The sequence below is a fragment of the Cellvibrio sp. KY-GH-1 genome (assembly GCF_008806975.1).
Taxonomy (GTDB): domain Bacteria; phylum Pseudomonadota; class Gammaproteobacteria; order Pseudomonadales; family Cellvibrionaceae; genus Cellvibrio.
In genome coordinates this window covers 2,383,773-2,403,830 of sequence record NZ_CP031728.1, presented here as the reverse complement: position 1 = coordinate 2,403,830, position 20,058 = coordinate 2,383,773, and the positions used below count along the sequence as shown (strand labels likewise).

Here is a 20,058-nt window from a genome sequence, read left to right as displayed (position 1 = left end):
TTCATAAACCAGTTTTTTTCCCTTTATTAATCAGCGGTTTGGCTGGTTATCCCTATTACTGCTTAGCCAGTTATGGCTAATACCTATTTCTGCATTTACACGACAACTATTGCTGAGGGTATATTTTTTGCAATTTCATCGTGCTTTAGGCAGTTTTTCACACAGGTGCAATCTATAAACGCTAACTTGCACAATCTGTAATTATCTCGCCGTCCCGGCATCCTTCATGGAGGTTGATCGCTATGCGTCATCAAAATCGTCAACAATTTCGTTCTTTGTTTCAGGCAAAAGTCAGTAATTCCCGCAATGGTTCGTTAATTGGTTATGCGCTGGATATTTCCGAGTCTGGCCTTAAGGTGATTAGTGAGTCGCCCTTTGTGCCAGAAGAACGTTTGCACATGCTGATACAAGTTCGAGGAAATGAAATAGCGCAGTTTGATCTGGACGCAACCTGTAAATGGTCTGGCACCAGTGAGGATACCGGCTATTTTGAAGGTGGATTTTGTTTAGATCACCCGCCTATGGCTTTCGCATCTATGGTTGAAGCATTGCGTAATGGACTAGAACCAAATGAAGAGAAAATGCGCTTTTCAGCATAGTACCAGGTGCTTTACTGCGTCACCGTTACAGTAAATTGTGACCTAATTGCCAAGGAGGCGAGAGGATGTCAGGCACAATATAGTCCTTTTCTATCATGGACATTTCAAAGGAAGTTGTATGACATCGAGAGCGGATATTGTTGACGGTGCTGAAGCGAATGGACGCAAATATGGCCTTATCTATACCAGGAAGTGCGGGTGGGTGGATTTGGGACATGCAAACCCTGCTGGGGCTTTAGGTCTTTGGAACCAGATATTAAATGAAGCCACTAATGAAACTGCGTCTGAAGGTTACTTTAAGATTTCCTATAAGCAAATGATGGGACGGCCCTATTTCAAAGTAGGGGTAAGTAAAAATTTTTATATAAAAAGTGGGCTCAGCATTGAAGAAAAGAAGACAGTAGCACTTGCAATATTTATGAATGTTTCACATGCGTTTGAATCTTTACAAACTGAGTTTCCATTCAATAAATTTACGAATAGCGGGTTTAGTGCAGAGGATCTTGTCTCCAATTTAATTGGGTTTTACCGGGCTATTGAGCCGAATGGAATGCATTTACAAACCTGTGAACCAGTCAGTAAGAAAATTGCGCTATCGATTTGGGATAAATATGGTGCAGTTGGCGATATGAAAAATTACTCCACTTTCCCTTATTTATTTCCTATACCTCCTGCGTCTGGTGGTCCTATGTCGGTACCACTACCTTTTTTTCTCACCAAGATTAAACCAGCAAAAATAGGGAATCGTTTTAGGGAGTCTAGATGACGTGAAGTGGATAAAAATTATTTCGGGCTTGCTAATTACTGGTGTGATAGCGGTTGCGTACATTGCATCGGCTTCGTTCTCTGAACATAGAGAGTATAAATCCTACAGTTTAGACTATTGGATTTTAGCGCCGGATAATATTCGGGAATTGGCGAGGCTTTGCAAAAATAACCCTCATTTTATCTATAGTGCAGCGGATGGGGTTAAACCGACGGCGACAAGTTTAAATTGCAACCTGATTGATGACAGTCTGGATTATTTGACGCGGAATAATTTTGCAAAAATAGGTGAATCTGCATTTAAAAAGGGTGGTCAGGAGTTTGATATTATTCGTAACGATAAGGGTGAAATAGTTGGTGTAACTATGTTGGAGTTTTTATAGTTTTTAGCGATTCCATCATTTTAGTCACTGCTACAGCGTGCCTTGCTGTAGCTGAAGTGACAAAGCATACAATCCTACGGTTTACCCCAAACTCCCCATAATATTAACGCCGACTTTTTCCGGTATTTCATTTTGCGATAACACATGCAAACCGGGACTAAACACGCGCGCATAACGCGCAAGTAGTGGACGCAATTGTGGCATTACCGCAAGGATAGGTGGGTGACCTTCCTTGCGTAATTTTTCTTTGACTACCGGCATAGCGGTTTGCAATTGGTTGAGCAGGTTGGGTTCGACGGGAATATTATCCAAACTTACTGGTCCCGCTTGTTTGGCGATACTTAGTGCGCTGAGTAACGTATTCTCCAAATTATTATCCAATACGAACACAGAAAGCTCGCTGCGTTCCCCGGCAATGCTGGTGACAATGTTGCGACGCAGTGCGTAGCGCACATCGGCAGATAGTAATACCGGATCTTTGGTGCTTTCACTGCCTTCCACTAGCGCAGTAGCGATGCTGACGATATCGCGCAGTGAGACTTCTTCCAGTAATAGTTGGCGATACACACGGTGTTGTTGCGTGAGGCTTAACTGGTGTTTTAATGCATCAGCCAATTTCGGTGCTTGCTGGGTCAAACGTTGCAGTAGGTGATCTACATCATCGTGTTTAAATACTTCCGGCAAATTTGCGCGAATCACTTTATTTAAATGGGTGGCAATCACACTGGCGCAATCAATCACCTGATAGCCCAAATTTAATGCGCGCGATTTTTCGGCCGGAAGAATCCATACCACCGGCATGCGGTAGGCGGGATCGGTTCCTAAAATTCCATCTATCTCACCGTAGAGTTCCGGCGAGGGAATTGCCATCATGCGGTCGGCGTGAATTTCAGCTCCGTCAATTTTTTCGCCGTTAATATAAATATTGTACTGCGCCGCTTTTAAACGCAGGCTATCGCGAATTTGTACTTCGGGTAACAAAAATCCCAGGCTTTCCGATAAGGTTTGGCGTACGCCGCGCACCCGCTGGGCAAGCGGCGCGCCAGCGGCTTGGTTGACCAAACCTACCAATTTATAGCCGAGGGAAATGGATAGGGTTTCTACCGCAGGAATATCATCCCAGGCGAGGTTTTGATTTTGTTCCTGCGCCATTGCCGTGGTAATGGCTTCGGCTTGTTCAAGCGGATCGGCCGGCGCCGGTCTCTGCGATATTCGCCAGGCAATAAAACCAATGAGCCCTGCAAAAGTAAAAAATGCCAGGTGCGGCATGCCGGGAATTGCACCGAGCAAAAATAAAATACCTGCGACTGTGTAAAGTGTTGTTGGCGACGCTAATAATTGGCTCTCAACCTGCTCGGTAATTTCAGAGGCTTCATTAATGCGGGTAACAATAATCGCGGCGGCCGTAGAGAGCAGCAACGCAGGAATTTGCGCGGCGAGGCCATCACCAATTGCGAGCAATGCAAATTGCTGGAATGCCTGGGCGGCGCTCAGGTCATACATAAACATTCCGATAGCAAAGCCACCGAACAAATTAATTAATAGAATTAAAATGCCGGCAATGGCATCGCCACGCACAAATTTGGATGCACCATCCATAGCGCCGTAAAAATCTGCTTCTTTGGCAACTTCCTGGCGACGTTTTTTAGCATCTTCCTGCGAAATTAAACCCGCATTTAAATCGGCATCAATCGCCATTTGTTTGCCGGGCAATGCATCCAGGGTAAAGCGCGCCGTCACCTCGGAAATACGCTCGCCACCCTTGGTGATAACGATAAAATTCACGATCATCAAAATCATGAACACCACCATGCCGACAATAAAGTTTCCGCCAATAACGACTTCACCGAAAGCTTCAATCACTTTACCGGCGGCATCAGTTCCTTCATGGCCTTCCAATAACACTACGCGGGTAGACGCCACGTTTAAACACAAACGCATTAACGTAGTAATTAAAATGACCGTTGGGAAGAGTGAAAAATCCAACGGGCTTTTGGCTGACACACTGGTGAGCAATACCAGAATCGCCACGGCGATATTAAAGGTAAATAAAATATCCAACAGCAGCGGTGGCAGCGGCAGGATAATCATCGCCAGTATCGACAAAATCAGCAGTGGAATTCCTATGCGGCCACTGCGGAAATTGGAGCTGAATTGTTGGAGTGGATTCATGGTTAAGTCCTGTTGGCCATGCTGGCCGGAATCGGAAGGTTGCTTGGCAAAATGGGTTTGTTACGGCGGCCCTGGCGATAGGCGCGCAGGTGCAAAATATACGTCAGTACATGAGCGACCGCTGTGTAAAGCGGAGCGGGAATTTGCTGGTTAATACGGGTGGTGTGGTAAATCGCACGCGCCAAAGGTGGCATTTCCACCACTTCCAAATTATTGCTGGCAGCGAGTTTCTTCATGTAGAGCGCGAGTTCATCCACGCCTTTGGCCAACACATAAGGTGCCTTGGCTTTTTTCAAATCGTATTTCAAGGCGACGGCATAGTGCTCCGGGTTGACGATAACCACATCGGCATCCTTGATCACTTTATTAATCTGGCGCTGCAACATTTGCCGCTGTAATTGTTTAATGCGGGCTTTGACTTCCGGGCGGCCTTCCTGGTTTTTGTGTTCTTCTTTCACTTCCTGCTTGCTCATGCGCATTTTTTTGAGGAAGAAGAAGCGCTGCAAAGGAATGTCAATAAACGAGAAAAGAATAAATACCACCAGCAGGGCGAGGGTGGTGTTAAACAATAAACTGAATGCATTGCCGATAGCGCCGGGTAAATCGCTGCGTTGCAATTCAATTAAATGGGAGCTGGCTTCAATCACCAACCACCAAGCCGCCAGCAACAGCACGGTGACTTTGAGCAGGGACTTTAATAACTCGGTCCAATTTTGTGCAGAGACAATCTTTCCCAAGCCTTTGATGGGATTCATGCGGCTAAATTGCGGCATAAAATTCTTGCTGGCAAACACCCAGCCGCCAGGCACTAATGACAGGCTCACAACCAGTATTGGTGTGATTAACAAGGGCAGCAGTACTTTAATAAACAGAATAATATTTTCTGTTAGTAACAGTTGCAGGTCATCCAAACGAATAGTGGATTCATGGAAATTTACGTAAGAAAGACGAAAGCTCCCGCGCAGGCTTTCCGAGTAAAAACCTATGCTGTATTTCAATACCAATAGCGTTGCCAACAGCGATATAGTGGTCGCCAGATCTTTCGAGCGTGCGACCTGCCCTTCGTCTTTACTCTTTTTGAGTTTCTGGGCCGATGCCTCTTCTGTTTTTTCCTGGCTACTGCTGTCGTCGGCCATTTATCAGGCTCCTTGCAGTGCGAGGCCAATAGTGTCCAGCAGCTCACGCGTTAAGTGCAGGTAGCTATGTGGCATATTGGGTAAGGTCAGGTAGATACACAGCAAGCCCACCAGGATGGTGATGGGAAAACCGAGTGAAAAGAGGTTCATGGCGGGTGAAATGCGGTTTAATAAACCGAAACAAAATTGCACCAACGCCATACAAAATACGATCGGCAGGCTGATTAATACCGCCGCCGAAAAGGTCCAGGCAATACCGCGTAAAAATGCCTCAATGCCGAGATAATGCAAACCACCGCCCACCGGCCAGTGGATAAAACTTTGGTAGAAGACGCTGATGATTAATAAATGGCAATCGATAGAAAAAAATAAAAACACCAGCAAAATAAAATACAACTGGTAAATAATCGATGACGATGAAACGCCGTTAGTAGGGTCGTTATAGCGCGCCATGCTCATCCCCATCTGCCCGGAAATGACTTCGCCCACCAGCATAAAAATGGTAAACACCAGTTGCAGCATCAAACCTAAAATCACTCCGAAAATAATTTGCTCGAAGGTGGTCATAATGCCTTTGAGTGAAAGGGGTTCTATCTCCGGTGGAACGGGTAACATTTTTCCTAAAGCAAACGTCAGTACCAATGCCAGAAGTACGCGCACGCGAATGGAAACACTTTTGTGATTAAACAGCGGCGCCATGCTCAGTAGTGCGAGCAAACGGCAGAACGGCCACCAATAGGCTTGCGCATCGCGCAGCAATTGGCTGAGTTCAAAAATAGGCGCCGTGGTCATAGGTGCATTCATTGGCGTTAGCCAATTAAGGTTCCGGCTTGCTGGAAAATTTGCACAAACAAATCGCTCAGGGTTTGCAGAATCCAGTTGCCGGCAAATAACAACATGCCGAGGGTGATTAGCAAACGCGGTAAAAAGCTCAGCATTTGCTCGTTAATTTGTGTCGCGGCTTGAAATATGCTCACGATCAATCCACCAATCAAACTCGGCACAATCAGCACGCACACTACCAAACCGGTGATATAAACCGCGTTGGCAATTAACGTCGTTGCAGCTTCCGGAGTCATCATGATTATCGCCCTGCAAAAAAGGAGAATTGAAATTGTTGTGCAAAAAACGTTGCTGAAAAACAACGCTAAAACGGCTGAATACTCGTCGTCAGTGTGCCGACTAATAGCGTCCAGCCATCTACTAATACAAACACCATTAATTTAAACGGCAGGGAGATCATCATGGGGGAGAGCATCATCATCCCCATGGCCATAAGCACGCTGGCGACAATCAGGTCAATGACCAAAAACGGAACAAAAATCATAAAGCCAATTTGAAAAGCGGTTTTTAATTCGCTCAATACAAACGCGGGCAGCAGGACAAAAAAATCCAGATCTTTTAATTCATTGGGGCGCGCCTCACCGGACAAGGCGATCATGGTGTCGAGCGAGCTGGCGCTGGTTTGTGCGAGCATAAAGCGGCTCAGGATTTGTTTTCCTTCACCCAAACTTTGTTGCAAGGTGATTTGATCCGCTTCAAAGGGAACATAAGCCTTGGTGTAAATTTCGTTGCCGACCGGGCGCATCACCAACAGTGTCAAACATAATGCAACACCGATTAACACCGGGTTGGGCGGGCTCTGTTGCAATCCAATCGCCTGGCGCAAAATCGCGAGCACGATAATAAAGCGCGTAAAGCAGGTCATCATCATGAGCATCGCCGGCAAAAAACCGAGCAACGTCATCAGTACCAGGATTTGCAGTTTGACGCTCATCTCCTGGCCGTTTTCGGTGTCGGTAATATTCAGCAAGGTGATATCACCGCCCGCTGCAAACGACGGCGAGGGCAGTAATAACAGGGCTAATGCCGTAATGATGTGGAAGCAACGCATCATGAAGTCAGTCCGCTCAAACCGGCACCGGTTAATTCCAGGATGCGCAGCCCGTAGTTGCCATTCATCACGACCACTTCCGCTTTGGCGAAGAGTGCACCGTTGACTTTTACATCGAGCGGCTCACCGGCAAGCTTGTCGAGTGCGATTACGCTACTGACATCCACTTCCATTAAATCCTTGAGCGGTATTTCAGTGGATGCCACTTCCAGGGTTACGTTCACCGGAATCTTGCCGAAGAAACTTAAATCCTGCTGCGGCGCTTGCGGTGTGGGTGCGGGCGCATCAAATGGATTGTTAAAAGGGGCAGACTCCTGCATGGGCGGCAAGCCCAGTTCGCCCGCGCTCATCAGGTTGTCAAAGTCGTTGTCATTGAATTGGTTATTCATGATGTTTTCACGCTCTCCAGAGAGGTTAAAAAGAGTGCTCCATCGTCTTCAAACATGGCGCCGCGAAAGAGTTTTTCCTGGTTAATTTCTACATCGCAGCGCTCGCGCATGCGCATCATCACTACGTCGCCAACTTGTAATGCCAGCACCTGAGACAGGGGCATTTGCAGGGCGGCGATAACACAGTTGAGCCGGATCGGCAGATGGATGATCTGGTTGATCGGGTTAACGCTCGCCGGGGCTGGTGCCGGGCTGGTCATGCGATTGGTCAGCTCATCCACCAGTTGCGTATCCAGATAAATAAAGATGGATGACTGCTTGTTGGTGATATGGCTGTGGTAGCGGAACTCGGCAACATATTCCCATTGGGTGTCTTCGTAAGCGTTTTCCCAGGGCTTTAGATCGCCAAAGGTTTCACCGCCGAGCAGGGCGCGCGCAAAAATCTGGGCCACATCTATCCCCAGGCGGCTGCGCATGCGCTGTTCGGAAACGCTGACCGGCGTATCCCCTTGGTTGGGCAGGCCTATGCCGCCGTAGTAACACTCAAGCACTTCAGTTAGCAGGCTGCGCTCAATTGCAAAACCCACCTTGCCCAAGGCGCCGCGATAGAGACATTCGGCATCCTCGGCGCGCGCTTCATGGACTTGTACGCGGGTCAGTTCCAGGTTGATCCGGTAATTGCGCAGGAAATAGTCGCTGATCACCCGTGGATACTTATTAGATATCTCGTGGATGAACTGCGGAATCTTGTGATAGGGGCGGCCCAGCTTGTGCGGCTTTAACCGTGTCAGCTGGTCGGCGGCTACCTTGTGATGAACTTTGGCGTTAATCGTCATGGTGCTCTTCACGGTTGTCATGATGTTGAACGTCTGTGAGTTGCCTTTCTATTTACCTGGCTGGTGCGTATTGCCGGCGAGCAATCCGTAACCAGTCAGCCCAGTCCTTTTGTTGCAGTAAATCCCGGGACGATCAGGCACTGCGTCAAAGTGCTGCTGTGATGATCGTCACGAAGGCGAGTATAGGAGGGGGTTCTGCCGGAGATTAAATCAATAGATATCAAAAGCTGTTTTTGAGCGGGTTTTAGCCCGTTTGATTTCATTTGAGATCAAATGATTTAGTGATTTGAAGGGCTGTTGCTAATGTTCGAACACATGAAGTGGTTCACATATCTTCTGGTCTTGCGTCACATGTATCTATGTCAGCCCATAGCGCGGCTTGAAAGATAAAGGCGACCGAAGGGAAGAAAAACTTTAATGAAAAACCAATGAAAGCCAATAAATTCATAGCCAAAGTCTAATAGATGATTCTATTAGCTGATCCTAATCAGACAGGAAAGGTGATGACGGTGATGTCCACAAACCAGGCGACAATCAACACTCGCTTCACAGGCCGCAATGATCGATTTGCCGATGAGCGTCTGTTTGACGATAAAAGCTTCAAGCGGGTTCAGGTGGCGGAAGTTACCAGCGGCGCCAAGCCCGCACGCAAGGTGATGATTCTCGGTCGCCCGCGCGATGAGGCCTATAGCCAGTTAACTGCCAGCCTGGAATACACTGGCTGCCCGTTAATTCACTGCGCGGAATTTGGCGAGCTGAGTAGCGGGCTGATTGCCAGTGCCAATATGGTGTTTGTGTTTGTCAGCAGCTTCCCCGGTTCCAGCCTGTTTGCCCGCGTGGGTGCATTGATCGCTGAAGCTCCTCAGCTAAGCATTATTCCGGTGGTGGAATACGCCGATCAGGAAAAAGCGGCCGCCCTGCTGGAAATGGGCTGTGTGGATTATCTGCTCGCGCCCTTTAGCAGTTCGCAACTCACACTCTTGTTGCAGCGTTTGGAGTCCGCCCTGGCTGCAGAAGAGATTTTTGTCACTCGCTCGCGCGCTGGCCGCCGGTTGTTGGCGATGGCCCAGCGTGTGGCCATGGCGAATGCGCCCATCCTGATCACTGGCGAAACCGGAACCGGCAAAGAGATGATGGCGCGCTACATTCACCGCTTTTCAGCCGCGGACGATGCCCCTTTTATCGCGGTTAACTGTGCGGCGATTCCCGAGCAAATGCTCGAATCCCTGTTATTCGGTCACGAGAAAGGCGCCTTTACCGGAGCCACGGCGGCCCAACCGGGCAAGTTTGAATTGGCCAACGGCGGTACTTTGCTGCTGGATGAAATCGGCGAATTGCCGCTCGGCCTGCAAGCCAAGTTGTTGCGCGTATTGCAGGAACAGAAAGTAGAGCGCCTCGGCGGCCACAAAGAAATCCCCCTGAATGTGCGCATTATCGCCGCGACCAACCGCGACTTGCCGCTGGAAGTAGCTGAGGGACGGTTCCGTTCGGATTTGATGTTCCGGTTAGATGTTCTGCCACTCCACATCAGCCCGCTACGCGAACGCAAAGACGATGTGCTGCCACTGGCCAGCCGCTTGATTCGCAAACACGCGCCCCATGAACAGCGCGACGACCTTTTAACCCAAGCTGCCTGCGATGCGCTGATTGCGCACAACTGGCCGGGCAATGTACGCGAACTGGAAAATATGTTGCAGCGCGCCCTGGTGCTGCGCAATGGCTTGTTTATCCAGCCACAGGATTTGGGCTTGCGTGCGCCCACCGAAGCCAACATGCCGGCAATAGCATCGATCAGCGCCGAAGTCAGTGGTAAAGCCGCGCTGCGTGCCAGCGGCAAATGGGCTGAATACCAACACGTTATCGACACCATCCGCCGTTTTGGCGGCCACAAAACCAAGGCGGCGGAAAGCCTGGGGATGACCCCGCGCGCGTTGCGCTATCGCCTGAATGCCATGCGCGAGCAGGGTGTGCAGATTACGTTTTGATCCTGTTTTATCGATGTCCCTATTCTCAACCAGCATTAACTGACGCAGCGTCAACGAGGAATAAACCATGAGTTCAATTGTGCAAGTTCAACAGGAATTGCTTGGCCGCATGGACCAGATCAAGCAGGCAGCTAGCGCCGGCGGCCCCGCAACAGCCCCGGCCATTGCGCCGGCCAGCCACTTTGGTGTGGATGGTGCGCTGAACCTGGGTCTTGAACGGGCTGCAGGCACAGGCAGTGTTGACGTGGGCAACCAGGAAGGATTTCGCACCGCGTTTGAGGATGTCTTCAAGGCCGTAGATGCCCAGCAGCACAAGGCAAGCGCTATGGCCGAAGCGGTAGATTCCGGTGCGAGCGACGACCTGGTGGGCGCGATGGTGGAAAGCCAGAAAGCGAGTGTGGCGTTTTCGGCCCTGATGCAAGTGCGCAATAAAGTTACCGGCGCATTTGAAGAAGTTATGCGCATGCCGCTGTGATTATCGGGTGAGATATCAACATGGTTCAATTACTTAAACATCGCTTGGCTGCCACTAATTTCAAGCTGAGCCCGCGCTTGTCGCTCATGGCTCTGGCGGGAATCGCGGCGCTGGTGGCAATTGGTACAGTGTTTTATTTATGGCGTGACCAAAGCGCCTATCGCCCGTTATACGGTGCGGGCGAAGCCTATTCGGCCGCCGATGTTATGCAGGTGCTGGATACTGAAGCCATTGCCTACAACTTACATCCACAAACCGGGCAAGTACTGGTACGCGAGGATCAGATTGCGCGCGCGCGCATGCTACTCAGTGCCAAAGGTGTGCAGGCCGAGAAGCCGGATGGCTACGAATTATTTGATAAGGAAGAGCCGCTGGGCACCAGCCAGTTTGTGCAGGATGTGCGCCTGAAGCGCAGTATGGAAGGCGAGCTGGCGCGCAGTGTGATGACCATGAAAGGCGTGGAAATGGCGCGCGTGCATCTGGCGTTGCAAGAAAATTCCTCCTTTGTCGTGAGTAAACGCGACCCGGCCAAAGCCTCGGTGATCCTGCAAGTGGCACCCGGTTACAAACTCAAACCCGAACAAGTCAGTGCGATTGTGAACCTGGTTGCCAGCAGCGTGCCGCAGCTTGCCGCAAAAGACGTAAGCGTAGTGGATCAACACGGCGTGCTTTTATCGCGCGGCCTGAATGAAACCGCCGGCCCGGTACAGAGCTGGGACTTGGTGAATGACTACCAAACCAAAGCCGTAACCAATGTGGAAGAAGTGCTGGCGCCAGTGCTGGGCGCGGGTAACTACCGCATCAGCGTAGCGGCGGACGTGGATTTCAGTCAGCGCGAAGAAACCCTCCAGTCCTACGGCAATAATCCTCGTTTGCGCTCGGAAATCACCCGCGATGAAAGCGTGCTGGATCAGCTCGCGCTAGGCGTACCCGGTTCCCTGAGTAATCGCCCGGTGCCGCCGGCCGAGCAGGAAAACCAACCGGCCGATGGCGCAGCGGAAGGTGAGGTGGCTGCTGAGTCAGCAACAGAAAACAAAGCGGCGACCTCACTGCGCAAAGAATCCAATCGCCAGATGGAATACGACCAATCCGTCACCCACGTTAAACACGCACCTTTTGCCTTGCGTCGCCAGAGTGTGGCGGTAGTGATTAACGCCGCGACTGCGCCGGAAGGTGGCTGGACGCCAGAAGCGCGCACAGAGCTGGAATCCATGGTGAAAAGCGCCGTCGGTTTTGATGAGAAGCGCGGCGACCTGCTAACCCTGAGCGTGTTTCCGTTTACCGCGACCGAGGCACCGGTTGAGGCGTTGCCCTGGTGGGAGAGCAATCAAGTGTACGACCTGGCGAAGATGGGAGTTCTCGGGCTGGTCAGCTTGCTGCTGATCTTTATGGTGGTGCGCCCGGCCCTGCGTGATCTGATTCGCTCCAACACCCAAGTGTTGATGCCTGCACCGGAACCGGCCTTGAACCTGGCGATGGAACGCACCGAACCCCGAACTTTCGCAGGCGAAACCGGCCCGCGCATTTTGGGCGAATTTAGCCCGCTGGCCGAGATCACCTTGCCGGCGCCTGGGTCGGGGCTGGAGTTGCAAATCGAGCACCTGCAAATGCTTGCGAAAAATGACCCTGAACGTGTTTCCGAAGTCCTTAAACAGTGGATAGGCCGAAATGAAAGAACCCTTAACCCAGCCAGTTGATCCTGCCGCCGCTAACCCGGCGGCGCCTAATGCCATTCAGCCCCGTTCAAACCTGCGCAATATGAGCGCGATTGAACAGGCGGCGATACTCTTGCTGAGCATGGGCGACAGCGCCTCTGCCGGCGTGTTGCGCCATTTTTCGCGCGAGGAAATCGTCAGTGTCAGCCAGGCCATGGCGCGCCTGAGCAATGTGAAACAGCCAATGGTGACCGATGTGATTGGCCGCTTCTTTGACGACTACAAAGAGCAGAGCAGCATCAAGGGCGCCTCGCGCAATTATCTGTCGAGCATGCTGGGCAAGGCGCTGGGTAGCGACATCACCCGCAACCTGCTGGATAGCATTTACGGCGAAGAAATCCGCGCAAAAATGGCGAAGATGGAGTGGATTGACCCCAAGCAATTTGCCGCGCTTATCGCGAAAGAGCATGCGCAAATGCAGGCGGTGTTCCTCGCCTTTTTGCCACCGGCCATGGCCAGCGAAGTATTGGAATGCATGCCGGCCCACACCCAGGACGAGCTGCTGTTTCGCATAGCCAACCTCAATGAAGTAAACAGCGATGTAATCGCGGAATTGGAAGAGTTGATCGACCGCAGCCTGTCGGTGTTATCGACCCAGGGGTCGCGTGTGCGCGGCGTGAAGCAGGCGGCAGACATCATGAACCGCTTCAAAGGCGACCGTAACCAGATGTTCGAATTGCTGCGTTCGCACAATAAAGACCTGGTGGGCAAGATCGAAGACGAGATGTACGACTTCTTTATCCTCTCGCGCCAAAACCAGGAAGTACTGCAAATCCTGCTGGAAGCGATTCCGCTGGAAGAGTGGGTGGTTGCACTGAAAGGTGCTGAGCCGGCATTGGGCAAAGCAATTGCGGCGGCCATGCCCAAGCGTCAGGCGCAGCAGATGGAATCGATCAATCGCCGCCAGGGGCCGGTGCCTTTAAGTCGTATCGAGCAGGTGCGCAAAGACATTATGGCGGTGGTGCGCGATATGGCCGCTAACGGCGAGATCCAGTTGCAGCTGTTCCGTGAACAGACCGTGGAATAAGTTCCGCGAACAAACCGTGGAATAAGTAACGCGTGGATTAGGTTCCGCGAAGAAACCCTAGAGTTAGTTGAGGCGAAAGATGACGGTAAAAATAATTAAAGATTCAGGTAAAGGCTGGCGCCCATTCCGCTTTCCCCCGCGCGTTAGTTTTAGTCAAAAAGGTATGGCGGGCGAGAGCTGGGATGCCGACCCGGCAGCCCTGCAACGCGCCATTGCCGATGGCTTTCAGGAAGGTTCAGAAAAAGGTTATCAGCAGGGTTTAACCCAGGGGCAAGAAGAAGGCATGCGCGAAGGTTTTGCTATCGGCCGCAGTGAAGGATTGACCCGTGGCCGCGAGGAAGGGCGCACCGAGGGGCGGCAGATGTTCGAAACCGCCAGCCAGCCACTCGACCAAATCAGCCAGCACCTCAATGCGTTTATGGAAGATTTTGATCGCAAACGCCGCCGTGAATTATTGCAGCTGGTAAAGAAGGTAGCGCAGCAAGTGATCCGCTGTGAGCTGACTTTACACCCCACCCAACTATTAAATTTGGCAGAAGAAGCGCTTGCGTCCATGCCGGCAGATCAGGGCGATGTGAACATTCATCTGCATCCGGAAGAGTACAACCGCATCAAAGACCTCGCTCCCGGTCGCGCCGCCAGCTGGCGTTTGGTCGCCGATGAAAAACTCGCGCTGGGCGAATGCCGCATAGTGACCGCGCAAACGGAAGTGGATATCGGTTGCCAACAGCGACTGGATGCCTGTATCGACACCCTTGCTGAACACATGCATTTGGCCGAAGTCTAGCGATGAGCCCTTCTTCAGAATCGGGGGGCGCTCCCGTCAATTCATCACCGCTGAGCGATTTCAAGCTCGATGCAGCCCTGGCATCGCTCGATAGCATCCAGCTTGCCCGGGTAAGTGGTCGGCTGGTGCGCGTTTCCGGCCTGTTATTGGAAAGCCACGGCTGCCAGCGGATGACTGGCCAGCGCTGCTATGTAGAGCAGGGCGACGGCAGCATGCTGGATGCACAGGTGGTGGGTTTTAACCGTGATACGACTTACTTGATGCCCTTTAAAAAGCCGCTCGGTTTAGCTGCTGGTTCGCGGGTGTTCCCGGCTGATGACGACACCAGCCTGCATATTGATGATTCCTGGCTGGGGCGCGTACTCAATGGCTTGGGTGAACCTCTGGACGATTTGGGCAAACTCAGTGGGCGTGACCCGCTACCCATGGAATTACCCAAGGTAAACCCGCTGCGCCGCCAACCGGTGTCTGCTCCGCTGGACGTGGGGGTGCGCGCCATCAACACCATGCTTACCCTCGGCAAAGGCCAGCGGGTAGGGCTGTTTGCCGGCAGTGGTGTGGGTAAAAGCGTGTTGCTTGGCATGATCACCCGCCAGACCAAGGCCGATGTTGTGGTGGTTGGTTTGATCGGTGAGCGTGGTCGCGAAGTACAGGAATTTATCCTCCATTCATTGGGCGAAGAAGGTTTGCGCAAAGCTGTCTTGGTAGTTGCGCCGGCCAATGAATCGCCGCTGATGCGCATGAAAGCTACCGAGCTGTGCCACAGCATCGCCGCTTATTTTCGCGATCAGGGCAAAGATGTTTTGTTGCTGGTGGATTCATTGACTCGCTATGCCATGGCGCAGCGCGAAATCGCTTTGGCATTGGGCGAGCCGCCGGCTACCAAAGGTTATCCGCCCTCGGTATTTGGCATGTTGCCGGAACTGGTGGAAAGCGCAGGCAACGGTGAAAGTGCGCGCGGCAGCTTAAGTGCGCTCTACACCGTGCTCGCCGAAGGCGATGATCATCAAGACCCGATTGTGGATTGCGCGCGTGCGATTCTGGATGGCCATATTGTGTTGTCGCGCCGCCTTGCCGATGTTGGCCACTACCCCGCGATTGACATCGCCTCCTCAGTGAGCCGCTGCATGACGCAAGTGACTGACAAGCCCCATCAACAGGCCGCACGCCAGTTGAAGGAGTACTACAGCACCTACGAAAAAATCAAAGAATTGATTCCGCTCGGCGGCTATACGCCAGGCATGGATTTAAAAACCGATCAGTCGGTGCAACTTGCGCCTGCCATCGAACGTTTTCTGCGGCAAGACGTAGGACAGGGGGCGGAGCTGGAACAGTGTTTGGCGGAATTGAAAAATATTATTCGTTAGCCTGGGTGATCAACATGAACGGCGGTAGAAAATAATGAAAGAACAATTGGATACCCTCGGTCGCCTCGCCAGTTTGCGCGCAACCCGCGTGCAGCAAATGCTGGGCCGCGTGACCTATCAACAAAACCTGTGCCAGCGCTATCGCAACAACATTACCGGCCTCACACGCCTGTGTGGTTTTACAGCGCCCATGACCACACCTTTACAGCGCGATAACCAGCAGCAATACAAAGGCACTTTGTTGCGGATGGTGGAACTGCAGCGCAAGGAATTGGCCGTCGCGGAGGAAAACCTCGCGCGTATCCAGCTCGAACTAATGAACGCCATGCGCAGCGAGAAAATCGTTGCTCATGTGATAGATGCAAAAATGAACCAATGGCAGTTGCTGCTTAATCAGCAAGAGCAAAAAATTCAGGATGGACTGGCTGGTCAGGGCTGGTGGCGGAATCAGGGGTAATCTATCCCAACTGATTGAAATCCCTCCCGGCCTCCCTGGCTGCGCGCCCCGTTTCAAAGGGAGGGGCTTGTCTCCCCTCTTTGAAACGGGGCGCGCAGCCAAGGGGGCTGGGGGAGATTAAAAAATTCACCGAAGGATTTAAGTTATTGCGCGGGGCAGTCGCCCTTAGGCAATAACAGGGTCATTTTCAGGTAAAGACCCGAGCAACGAACACAATTGCAGGACTCCATTATGGAAATCAGCAGAAACATCAAAGCCGGTTACAGTGCTCCCGCCGAGCCTGTCGCAAGTACCAAAACCGAAGCAGCTGAACAGCCCAAAGTGGCCGCTGCTGGCCCAAAACCCGAGCCGCGCTTGGAGCAATTGCAGGAAGCCATGCGCGCATTACCGGAAATCGATCTGGATCAGGTAGCTGCCATCAAAAAGGCATTGGCCAATGGTGAATTGAGCAGCGATGTCAAAGTGCTCGCGCACAGCATTCTCGCCTACCATCGCGGAACCGATGTATGACCCGCAGTGAGCAGCTGGTACAACTGGCCGGACGCGACATAGAACTGGATTGCGCCGACTACCAGGGCTTGCAACGTTTAATGCAGGGCCTGTATGAACAGCTGCTGGTGCGCAACAGCGCGCAAATAGAATCGATTAACCAACAAATTATGGTACTGGTGGAATTTATCCGTGCGCGCGCTGAACGCCGCCGTAAAATTCTCTCGGCGTTTGGTTTATCGCCTTCCGTTCCTGGTGCAATGGAAAAATTATTAATGCATTGCCCCATACCCAACCGTAACACCTACCTTCAGCGCTGGAGTGAACTGGAAAAATTAATCCAGCTCACTAAGTCACTCAATGAGCGCAACGGCAAACTCCTCGCCATGCACAATGACATTCTCAATCAAATATTGGGTGGGAATGCGGCAGCGCAGGTTTATTCGCCACGATATTACTAAATCAATTCCGATTTAAGCATTTCGCAGAATTATTTGCTAAACCCTAGCATCGTTAATCGATCCAATGGGCTGCTCACTCCCGAAAAATGCTCGCCCAATACGTGAGTATAAATTTGTGTTGTTTTTACATCGTTATGGCCTAGCAGCTCTTGCACGTTGCGAATATCACAGCCGGCCTGCAATAAATGTGTTGCAAATGAGTGGCGAAAGCTATGGCAGGTCACGCGTTTTTTGTCGATACCTGAAGCAACAACCGCTTGCTGCAAGGCTTTGCGGGCAACTGAATCATGCAAGTGATGGCGACAAAGTTCTTGCGTGACCAAATTTTTGGTAAGGCTTGCGGAAGGGAACAAAAACATCCAGGCCGCAGACCGAAATGCGTTAGGAAATTTTACGCCAAGCAGGTGAGGAAATGAGGGGCCAATGCCACGCTTGTTGTCTTCCCGCTGTATCTCTAACGCGTGTTCAATCGCCTCGCGCAACGCAGGCACCAGTGATTTTCCCAGCAACGTTTGCCGATCTTTATTCCCCTTGGCATCGCGCACGCAAATTGAATGATGGGTAAAATCGACATCTTGCACCCGCAAGCGCATGCATTCGGTAATACGTAAACCACTCGCATACAACAATTCAAAAATAAGACGATTTCTTCCCTCCAGCTGCGCGAGAATACGCACCACCTCATCAGGTGTTAATACTACCGGTAAATGCCGTTGCTTAACCGCAAGCGTAAAGCCCAAATCCCCAAGCTCTTGTTGCAATACTTTCGCATACAAAAACACCAAAGCATTAAGCGCAACTTTTTGGGTATTTACAGCAACGTTTCGCGCTACCGCAAGCCAGGTTAAAAATGCCTTTACTTCTTCTTTACCCATTTCAGCCGGGTGGCGTTTTTGGTGAAATAAAATGAACTGGCGAGTCCAAAACAGGTAACTTTTCTCCGTGCGAATACTATAACCACGCAGCCGAATTTCACCGCGGACCATTTCTAAAAATGGACTGTGCTTGGTTTTCATAAGGTTAATTCCCTTTAAGATACTTATGGTTGGATATACAGTATATTGTTAACCAAAAAATGCCAATGCGCAAATTTCGCCTTTACACTGCGCGATATCCACTTCCAATTCCACTAAAAGCCCCCTATATTCAAGACCTTAGCGGCCAGACATAAGCGCAATACGCGCATGCTCTGGAATATTAATGCGCACGCGCGTATTTCCTATTCCAAAATCCCTGTTGTAAAAGGTTAATTTGTTTAGCTTCAAACGCTTAGGCGAAACACATAAGGGATTTTCTGAGGGGAGATAGCGCGCATGCGCGGTATACAAATGTTACATTCTCTTGGAATTGAGTCTTTAGTCATATGAATGGCAGCGAAAATAAAATCAAACCAAATAACAAGGCATGGAACATACTTGCAGCTTTTCTATTAATATTTTCCTTGGGTAGCATACAAATTGTACTTACTGCTCAGCAGGACCTGTTTCACTACATATTCAACATTGCCACAGTAGCTTTTGTTTTTGTAAGCTCAATTGGCGTTTTTGGGTACTCAAATAATAAGAAAATATTTAATCAACAGTTTTGGGTGAAATACTTTTATATATACGGCTTATTCTCTGTATTTTATAACTTTCATTGTTTTCAGCATCACAGTCTACCCAGCACTAGTGCGTCAACAATCAATACAGCCTTAAATATCGGGGTAATATCAATGCTGACCTTATATGCTTTATATCGCTATTCATTCACAAAAAACTCATTCTAATTAATGTAACAAAGCAATCAAACGGATGGATTTTTAAGTTGCACTTTTGCCATTCCGCTTCGCTACATTTTACGGCAAAAGTGCAACTTAAAAACCACCGTTTATCGCGGCGTTAGAAAGGGAAAGTATGAGCGACTATTGTCCTTACTGTAAAGCCAGGATTTCTTGGCGTGGGCCAAGAATCGAGACTTCAAATGTTCGAAGTGGAATATTAAATCAACGGGAACCGAAATATTTTTGTAACACCTGCAGCTCAGAACTGGAGCTAGTAAGGTTTAAGCTAGAAACAATTTTTGAAATAATGGTTATGTTTGGAGTTTGTTTCATTTCTCTTGCCGGATTTTTTGGCTTTAATGCTAAAAGCATTCTAGGTTACTCTGTTTATACACTAATATTTGTATTGGCCATTGTATGGCTCTATTTAATTCATACACATCAGCACTATAAGCTCAAAGAATAGTTATGCTAGTTTCTATTTATCAGTATCATATAATAAAGTTAGCTAACATTTATTAATATATTAAATTTGAAAATATTTCTAACAAGGCGTTGCAGCACGCCACTTCGTGGCTGGACAGTTTGTAAGTTGCGCTTATGTGGTTTTGCTTCGCAAAAGTATTCCACAACACACAACTTACAAACTGCCGCTGAACTTGGCGTTAGAACTGTCACTATGGAAGAACGAATAATTTATTGGATTGTTGCACTTTTAATCTGGATTCCTCTAGTAACTGATCAATATTTACTAGAGTACAAATCTATTGAGGGTGTTGTCACCCATATTGCAGAGCCTATTCGTAGTCAAAAAGGCTTCAAATCTGTTTCAGTAAAAATCAAAGAACCAAACGCTTTTGCTAAAGAATATTCGGTGAACCCTTCGGTTGCTGAAATGCTTTCCATAAACGTTAAAGTAACACTTCATGAATCCCGTCTATTGTTTCGCGTTGTTGGTATAGAGCAAAATGGAGTTTTGGCTTCTAATCGTAATGGCGGAATTAACATGGTTATTTTAGGTGCCATTTTTTTGTTGCCGCTATATTTGCTTTCGCTATCTTTTTTATGGCTATATCGTAAATTTAAAAGGTTCTAACAAGGCAATGAACCGGATGGTTTTTAAGTAGCATTTTTGCCATTCCGCTTCGCTCCATTTTACGGCAAAAGTGCTACTTAAAAACCACCGGTTATCGCAACGTTGTAAGGTAAAGGTTTGCAGTTTTTTATATCGCACTTGGAAAGTTTGTAGACCGTAAGCACGCGCGGTTATCTGAAAGTTTACCTGCCGTTCGGTCTGGCCTATGGTCGGTTAGTCGTAGTTCACGTCCGTTTCATTGGCGTGCTAAATTCACCGCAGTA

The 20,058-nt window shown here is 49.8% G+C and carries 21 protein-coding genes; 13 read left to right on the top strand and 8 right to left on the bottom strand.

What is annotated here, in order from left to right; all coding sequences use genetic code 11:
- The first annotated feature begins 242 nt into the window (after positions 1-242).
- From D0C16_RS10470 to D0C16_RS10460, 3 genes are all read left to right on the top strand, one after another.
- On the top strand, positions 243-599 hold the full coding sequence (locus D0C16_RS10470; protein WP_151032336.1) for a PilZ domain-containing protein: 357 nt from the start codon (positions 243-245) through the stop codon (positions 597-599).
- A 118-nt stretch (positions 600-717) separates the two neighbouring features.
- Complete coding sequence (locus tag D0C16_RS10465) at positions 718-1,365, top strand: DUF4056 domain-containing protein (RefSeq protein WP_151032335.1); 648 nt, start codon at positions 718-720, stop codon at positions 1,363-1,365.
- Between the two features lies 1 nt (position 1,366).
- Entirely contained in the window at positions 1,367-1,747 is a 381-nt protein-coding gene (locus D0C16_RS10460; protein WP_151032334.1) for a hypothetical protein, read from the top strand.
- 81 nt (positions 1,748-1,828) lie between these two features.
- Here D0C16_RS10460 and D0C16_RS10455 read toward each other — a convergent pair whose 3' ends face one another.
- The 7 genes from D0C16_RS10455 to D0C16_RS10425 form a co-directional block, all read right to left on the bottom strand.
- Positions 1,829-3,919 (bottom strand): flagellar biosynthesis protein FlhA, encoded by a 2,091-nt coding sequence (locus tag D0C16_RS10455; RefSeq protein ID WP_151032333.1) that lies wholly within the window; start codon positions 3,917-3,919, stop codon positions 1,829-1,831.
- 2 nt (positions 3,920-3,921) lie between these two features.
- Positions 3,922-5,055, bottom strand: coding sequence for a flagellar type III secretion system protein FlhB (flhB, locus tag D0C16_RS10450; protein WP_151032332.1), 1,134 nt, complete (start codon positions 5,053-5,055; stop codon positions 3,922-3,924).
- Positions 5,056-5,058: 3 nt separating this feature from the next.
- On the bottom strand, positions 5,059-5,847 hold the full coding sequence (gene fliR / locus D0C16_RS10445) for a flagellar biosynthetic protein FliR (RefSeq protein WP_151032331.1): 789 nt from the start codon (positions 5,845-5,847) through the stop codon (positions 5,059-5,061).
- 17 nt (positions 5,848-5,864) lie between these two features.
- Positions 5,865-6,137: a flagellar biosynthetic protein FliQ gene (locus tag D0C16_RS10440; protein WP_151032330.1), complete on the bottom strand. Its 273-nt coding sequence runs from the start codon at positions 6,135-6,137 to the stop codon at positions 5,865-5,867.
- Positions 6,138-6,202: 65 nt separating this feature from the next.
- Positions 6,203-6,952 carry a flagellar type III secretion system pore protein FliP gene (gene fliP, locus D0C16_RS10435; RefSeq protein ID WP_225318977.1) on the bottom strand — a complete coding sequence of 250 codons (750 nt, stop codon included), beginning with the start codon at positions 6,950-6,952 and terminating at the stop codon, positions 6,203-6,205.
- Positions 6,949-7,338: a flagellar motor switch protein FliN gene (gene fliN, locus D0C16_RS10430; RefSeq protein WP_151032329.1), complete on the bottom strand. Its 390-nt coding sequence runs from the start codon at positions 7,336-7,338 to the stop codon at positions 6,949-6,951. The genes fliP and fliN overlap by 4 nt, the downstream gene beginning before the upstream one ends.
- Positions 7,335-8,195: a FliM/FliN family flagellar motor switch protein gene (locus tag D0C16_RS10425; RefSeq protein WP_225318976.1), complete on the bottom strand. Its 861-nt coding sequence runs from the start codon at positions 8,193-8,195 to the stop codon at positions 7,335-7,337. Before D0C16_RS10425 ends, fliN begins: the two co-directional genes overlap by 4 nt.
- A 491-nt stretch (positions 8,196-8,686) precedes the next feature.
- Here D0C16_RS10425 and D0C16_RS10420 point away from each other — a divergent pair, with 491 nt between their 5' ends.
- From D0C16_RS10420 to flgN, 9 genes are all read left to right on the top strand, one after another.
- The gene (locus D0C16_RS10420; RefSeq protein WP_225319034.1) at positions 8,687-10,159 is read left to right on the top strand and encodes a sigma-54-dependent Fis family transcriptional regulator; all 1,473 of its coding nucleotides are present in this window, start codon (positions 8,687-8,689) and stop codon (positions 10,157-10,159) included.
- A gap of 67 nt (positions 10,160-10,226) precedes the next feature.
- Positions 10,227-10,634, top strand: coding sequence for a flagellar hook-basal body complex protein FliE (locus tag D0C16_RS24680; RefSeq protein ID WP_151032328.1), 408 nt, complete (start codon positions 10,227-10,229; stop codon positions 10,632-10,634).
- A 20-nt stretch (positions 10,635-10,654) separates the two neighbouring features.
- Positions 10,655-12,331 (top strand): flagellar basal-body MS-ring/collar protein FliF, encoded by a 1,677-nt coding sequence (fliF, locus tag D0C16_RS10410; RefSeq protein WP_151032327.1) that lies wholly within the window; start codon positions 10,655-10,657, stop codon positions 12,329-12,331.
- Positions 12,303-13,376 carry a FliG C-terminal domain-containing protein gene (locus tag D0C16_RS10405; protein WP_151032326.1) on the top strand — a complete coding sequence of 358 codons (1,074 nt, stop codon included), beginning with the start codon at positions 12,303-12,305 and terminating at the stop codon, positions 13,374-13,376. Before fliF ends, D0C16_RS10405 begins: the two co-directional genes overlap by 29 nt.
- A 79-nt stretch (positions 13,377-13,455) precedes the next feature.
- The gene (gene fliH / locus D0C16_RS10400; protein WP_151032325.1) at positions 13,456-14,163 is read left to right on the top strand and encodes a flagellar assembly protein FliH; all 708 of its coding nucleotides are present in this window, start codon (positions 13,456-13,458) and stop codon (positions 14,161-14,163) included.
- Between the two features lie 2 nt (positions 14,164-14,165).
- Positions 14,166-15,530 (top strand): flagellar protein export ATPase FliI, encoded by a 1,365-nt coding sequence (fliI, locus tag D0C16_RS10395; protein WP_151032324.1) that lies wholly within the window; start codon positions 14,166-14,168, stop codon positions 15,528-15,530.
- A gap of 34 nt (positions 15,531-15,564) precedes the next feature.
- A complete protein-coding gene (locus D0C16_RS10390) occupies positions 15,565-15,987 on the top strand; it encodes a flagellar FliJ family protein (protein WP_151032323.1) in 423 nt (140 codons plus the stop codon).
- A 231-nt stretch (positions 15,988-16,218) separates the two neighbouring features.
- On the top strand, positions 16,219-16,497 hold the full coding sequence (gene flgM, locus D0C16_RS10385) for a flagellar biosynthesis anti-sigma factor FlgM (protein ID WP_151032322.1): 279 nt from the start codon (positions 16,219-16,221) through the stop codon (positions 16,495-16,497).
- Entirely contained in the window at positions 16,494-16,937 is a 444-nt protein-coding gene (gene flgN, locus D0C16_RS10380) for a flagellar export chaperone FlgN (protein ID WP_151032321.1), read from the top strand. The genes flgM and flgN overlap by 4 nt, the downstream gene beginning before the upstream one ends.
- 29 nt (positions 16,938-16,966) lie before the next feature.
- Here the strand turns inward: flgN and D0C16_RS10375 are convergent, their stop codons facing one another.
- Positions 16,967-17,953, bottom strand: coding sequence for an integron integrase (locus D0C16_RS10375; protein WP_151032320.1), 987 nt, complete (start codon positions 17,951-17,953; stop codon positions 16,967-16,969).
- Between the two features lie 1,425 nt (positions 17,954-19,378).
- On the opposite strand from D0C16_RS10375, the gene D0C16_RS10370 reads away from it, so the two are divergent.
- The gene (locus D0C16_RS10370; RefSeq protein ID WP_151032319.1) at positions 19,379-19,795 is read left to right on the top strand and encodes a hypothetical protein; all 417 of its coding nucleotides are present in this window, start codon (positions 19,379-19,381) and stop codon (positions 19,793-19,795) included.
- Positions 19,796-20,058 lie beyond the last annotated feature (263 nt).

Bases quoted from the DNA above. Each gene is read 5' to 3' on its own strand.
- D0C16_RS10470 (WP_151032336.1), top strand. From the start codon at position 243: ATGCGTCATCAAAATCGTCAACAATTTCGTTCTTTGTTTCAGGCAAAA.
- D0C16_RS10465 (WP_151032335.1), top strand. From the start codon at position 718: ATGACATCGAGAGCGGATATTGTTGACGGTGCTGAAGCGAATGGACGC.
- D0C16_RS10455 (WP_151032333.1), bottom strand. From the start codon at position 3,919: ATGAATCCACTCCAACAATTCAGCTCCAATTTCCGCAGTGGCCGCATA.
- flhB (WP_151032332.1), bottom strand. From the start codon at position 5,055: ATGGCCGACGACAGCAGTAGCCAGGAAAAAACAGAAGAGGCATCGGCC.
- fliR (WP_151032331.1), bottom strand. From the start codon at position 5,847: ATGACCACGGCGCCTATTTTTGAACTCAGCCAATTGCTGCGCGATGCG.
- D0C16_RS10440 (WP_151032330.1), bottom strand. From the start codon at position 6,137: ATGATGACTCCGGAAGCTGCAACGACGTTAATTGCCAACGCGGTTTAT.
- fliP (WP_225318977.1), bottom strand. From the start codon at position 6,952: ATGATGCGTTGCTTCCACATCATTACGGCATTAGCCCTGTTATTACTG.
- fliN (WP_151032329.1), bottom strand. From the start codon at position 7,338: ATGAATAACCAATTCAATGACAACGACTTTGACAACCTGATGAGCGCG.
- D0C16_RS10425 (WP_225318976.1), bottom strand. From the start codon at position 8,195: ATGACAACCGTGAAGAGCACCATGACGATTAACGCCAAAGTTCATCAC.
- D0C16_RS10420 (WP_225319034.1), top strand. From the start codon at position 8,687: ATGTCCACAAACCAGGCGACAATCAACACTCGCTTCACAGGCCGCAAT.
- D0C16_RS24680 (WP_151032328.1), top strand. From the start codon at position 10,227: ATGAGTTCAATTGTGCAAGTTCAACAGGAATTGCTTGGCCGCATGGAC.
- fliF (WP_151032327.1), top strand. From the start codon at position 10,655: ATGGTTCAATTACTTAAACATCGCTTGGCTGCCACTAATTTCAAGCTG.
- D0C16_RS10405 (WP_151032326.1), top strand. From the start codon at position 12,303: ATGAAAGAACCCTTAACCCAGCCAGTTGATCCTGCCGCCGCTAACCCG.
- fliH (WP_151032325.1), top strand. From the start codon at position 13,456: ATGACGGTAAAAATAATTAAAGATTCAGGTAAAGGCTGGCGCCCATTC.
- fliI (WP_151032324.1), top strand. From the start codon at position 14,166: ATGAGCCCTTCTTCAGAATCGGGGGGCGCTCCCGTCAATTCATCACCG.
- D0C16_RS10390 (WP_151032323.1), top strand. From the start codon at position 15,565: ATGAAAGAACAATTGGATACCCTCGGTCGCCTCGCCAGTTTGCGCGCA.
- flgM (WP_151032322.1), top strand. From the start codon at position 16,219: ATGGAAATCAGCAGAAACATCAAAGCCGGTTACAGTGCTCCCGCCGAG.
- flgN (WP_151032321.1), top strand. From the start codon at position 16,494: ATGACCCGCAGTGAGCAGCTGGTACAACTGGCCGGACGCGACATAGAA.
- D0C16_RS10375 (WP_151032320.1), bottom strand. From the start codon at position 17,953: ATGAAAACCAAGCACAGTCCATTTTTAGAAATGGTCCGCGGTGAAATT.
- D0C16_RS10370 (WP_151032319.1), top strand. From the start codon at position 19,379: ATGGAAGAACGAATAATTTATTGGATTGTTGCACTTTTAATCTGGATT.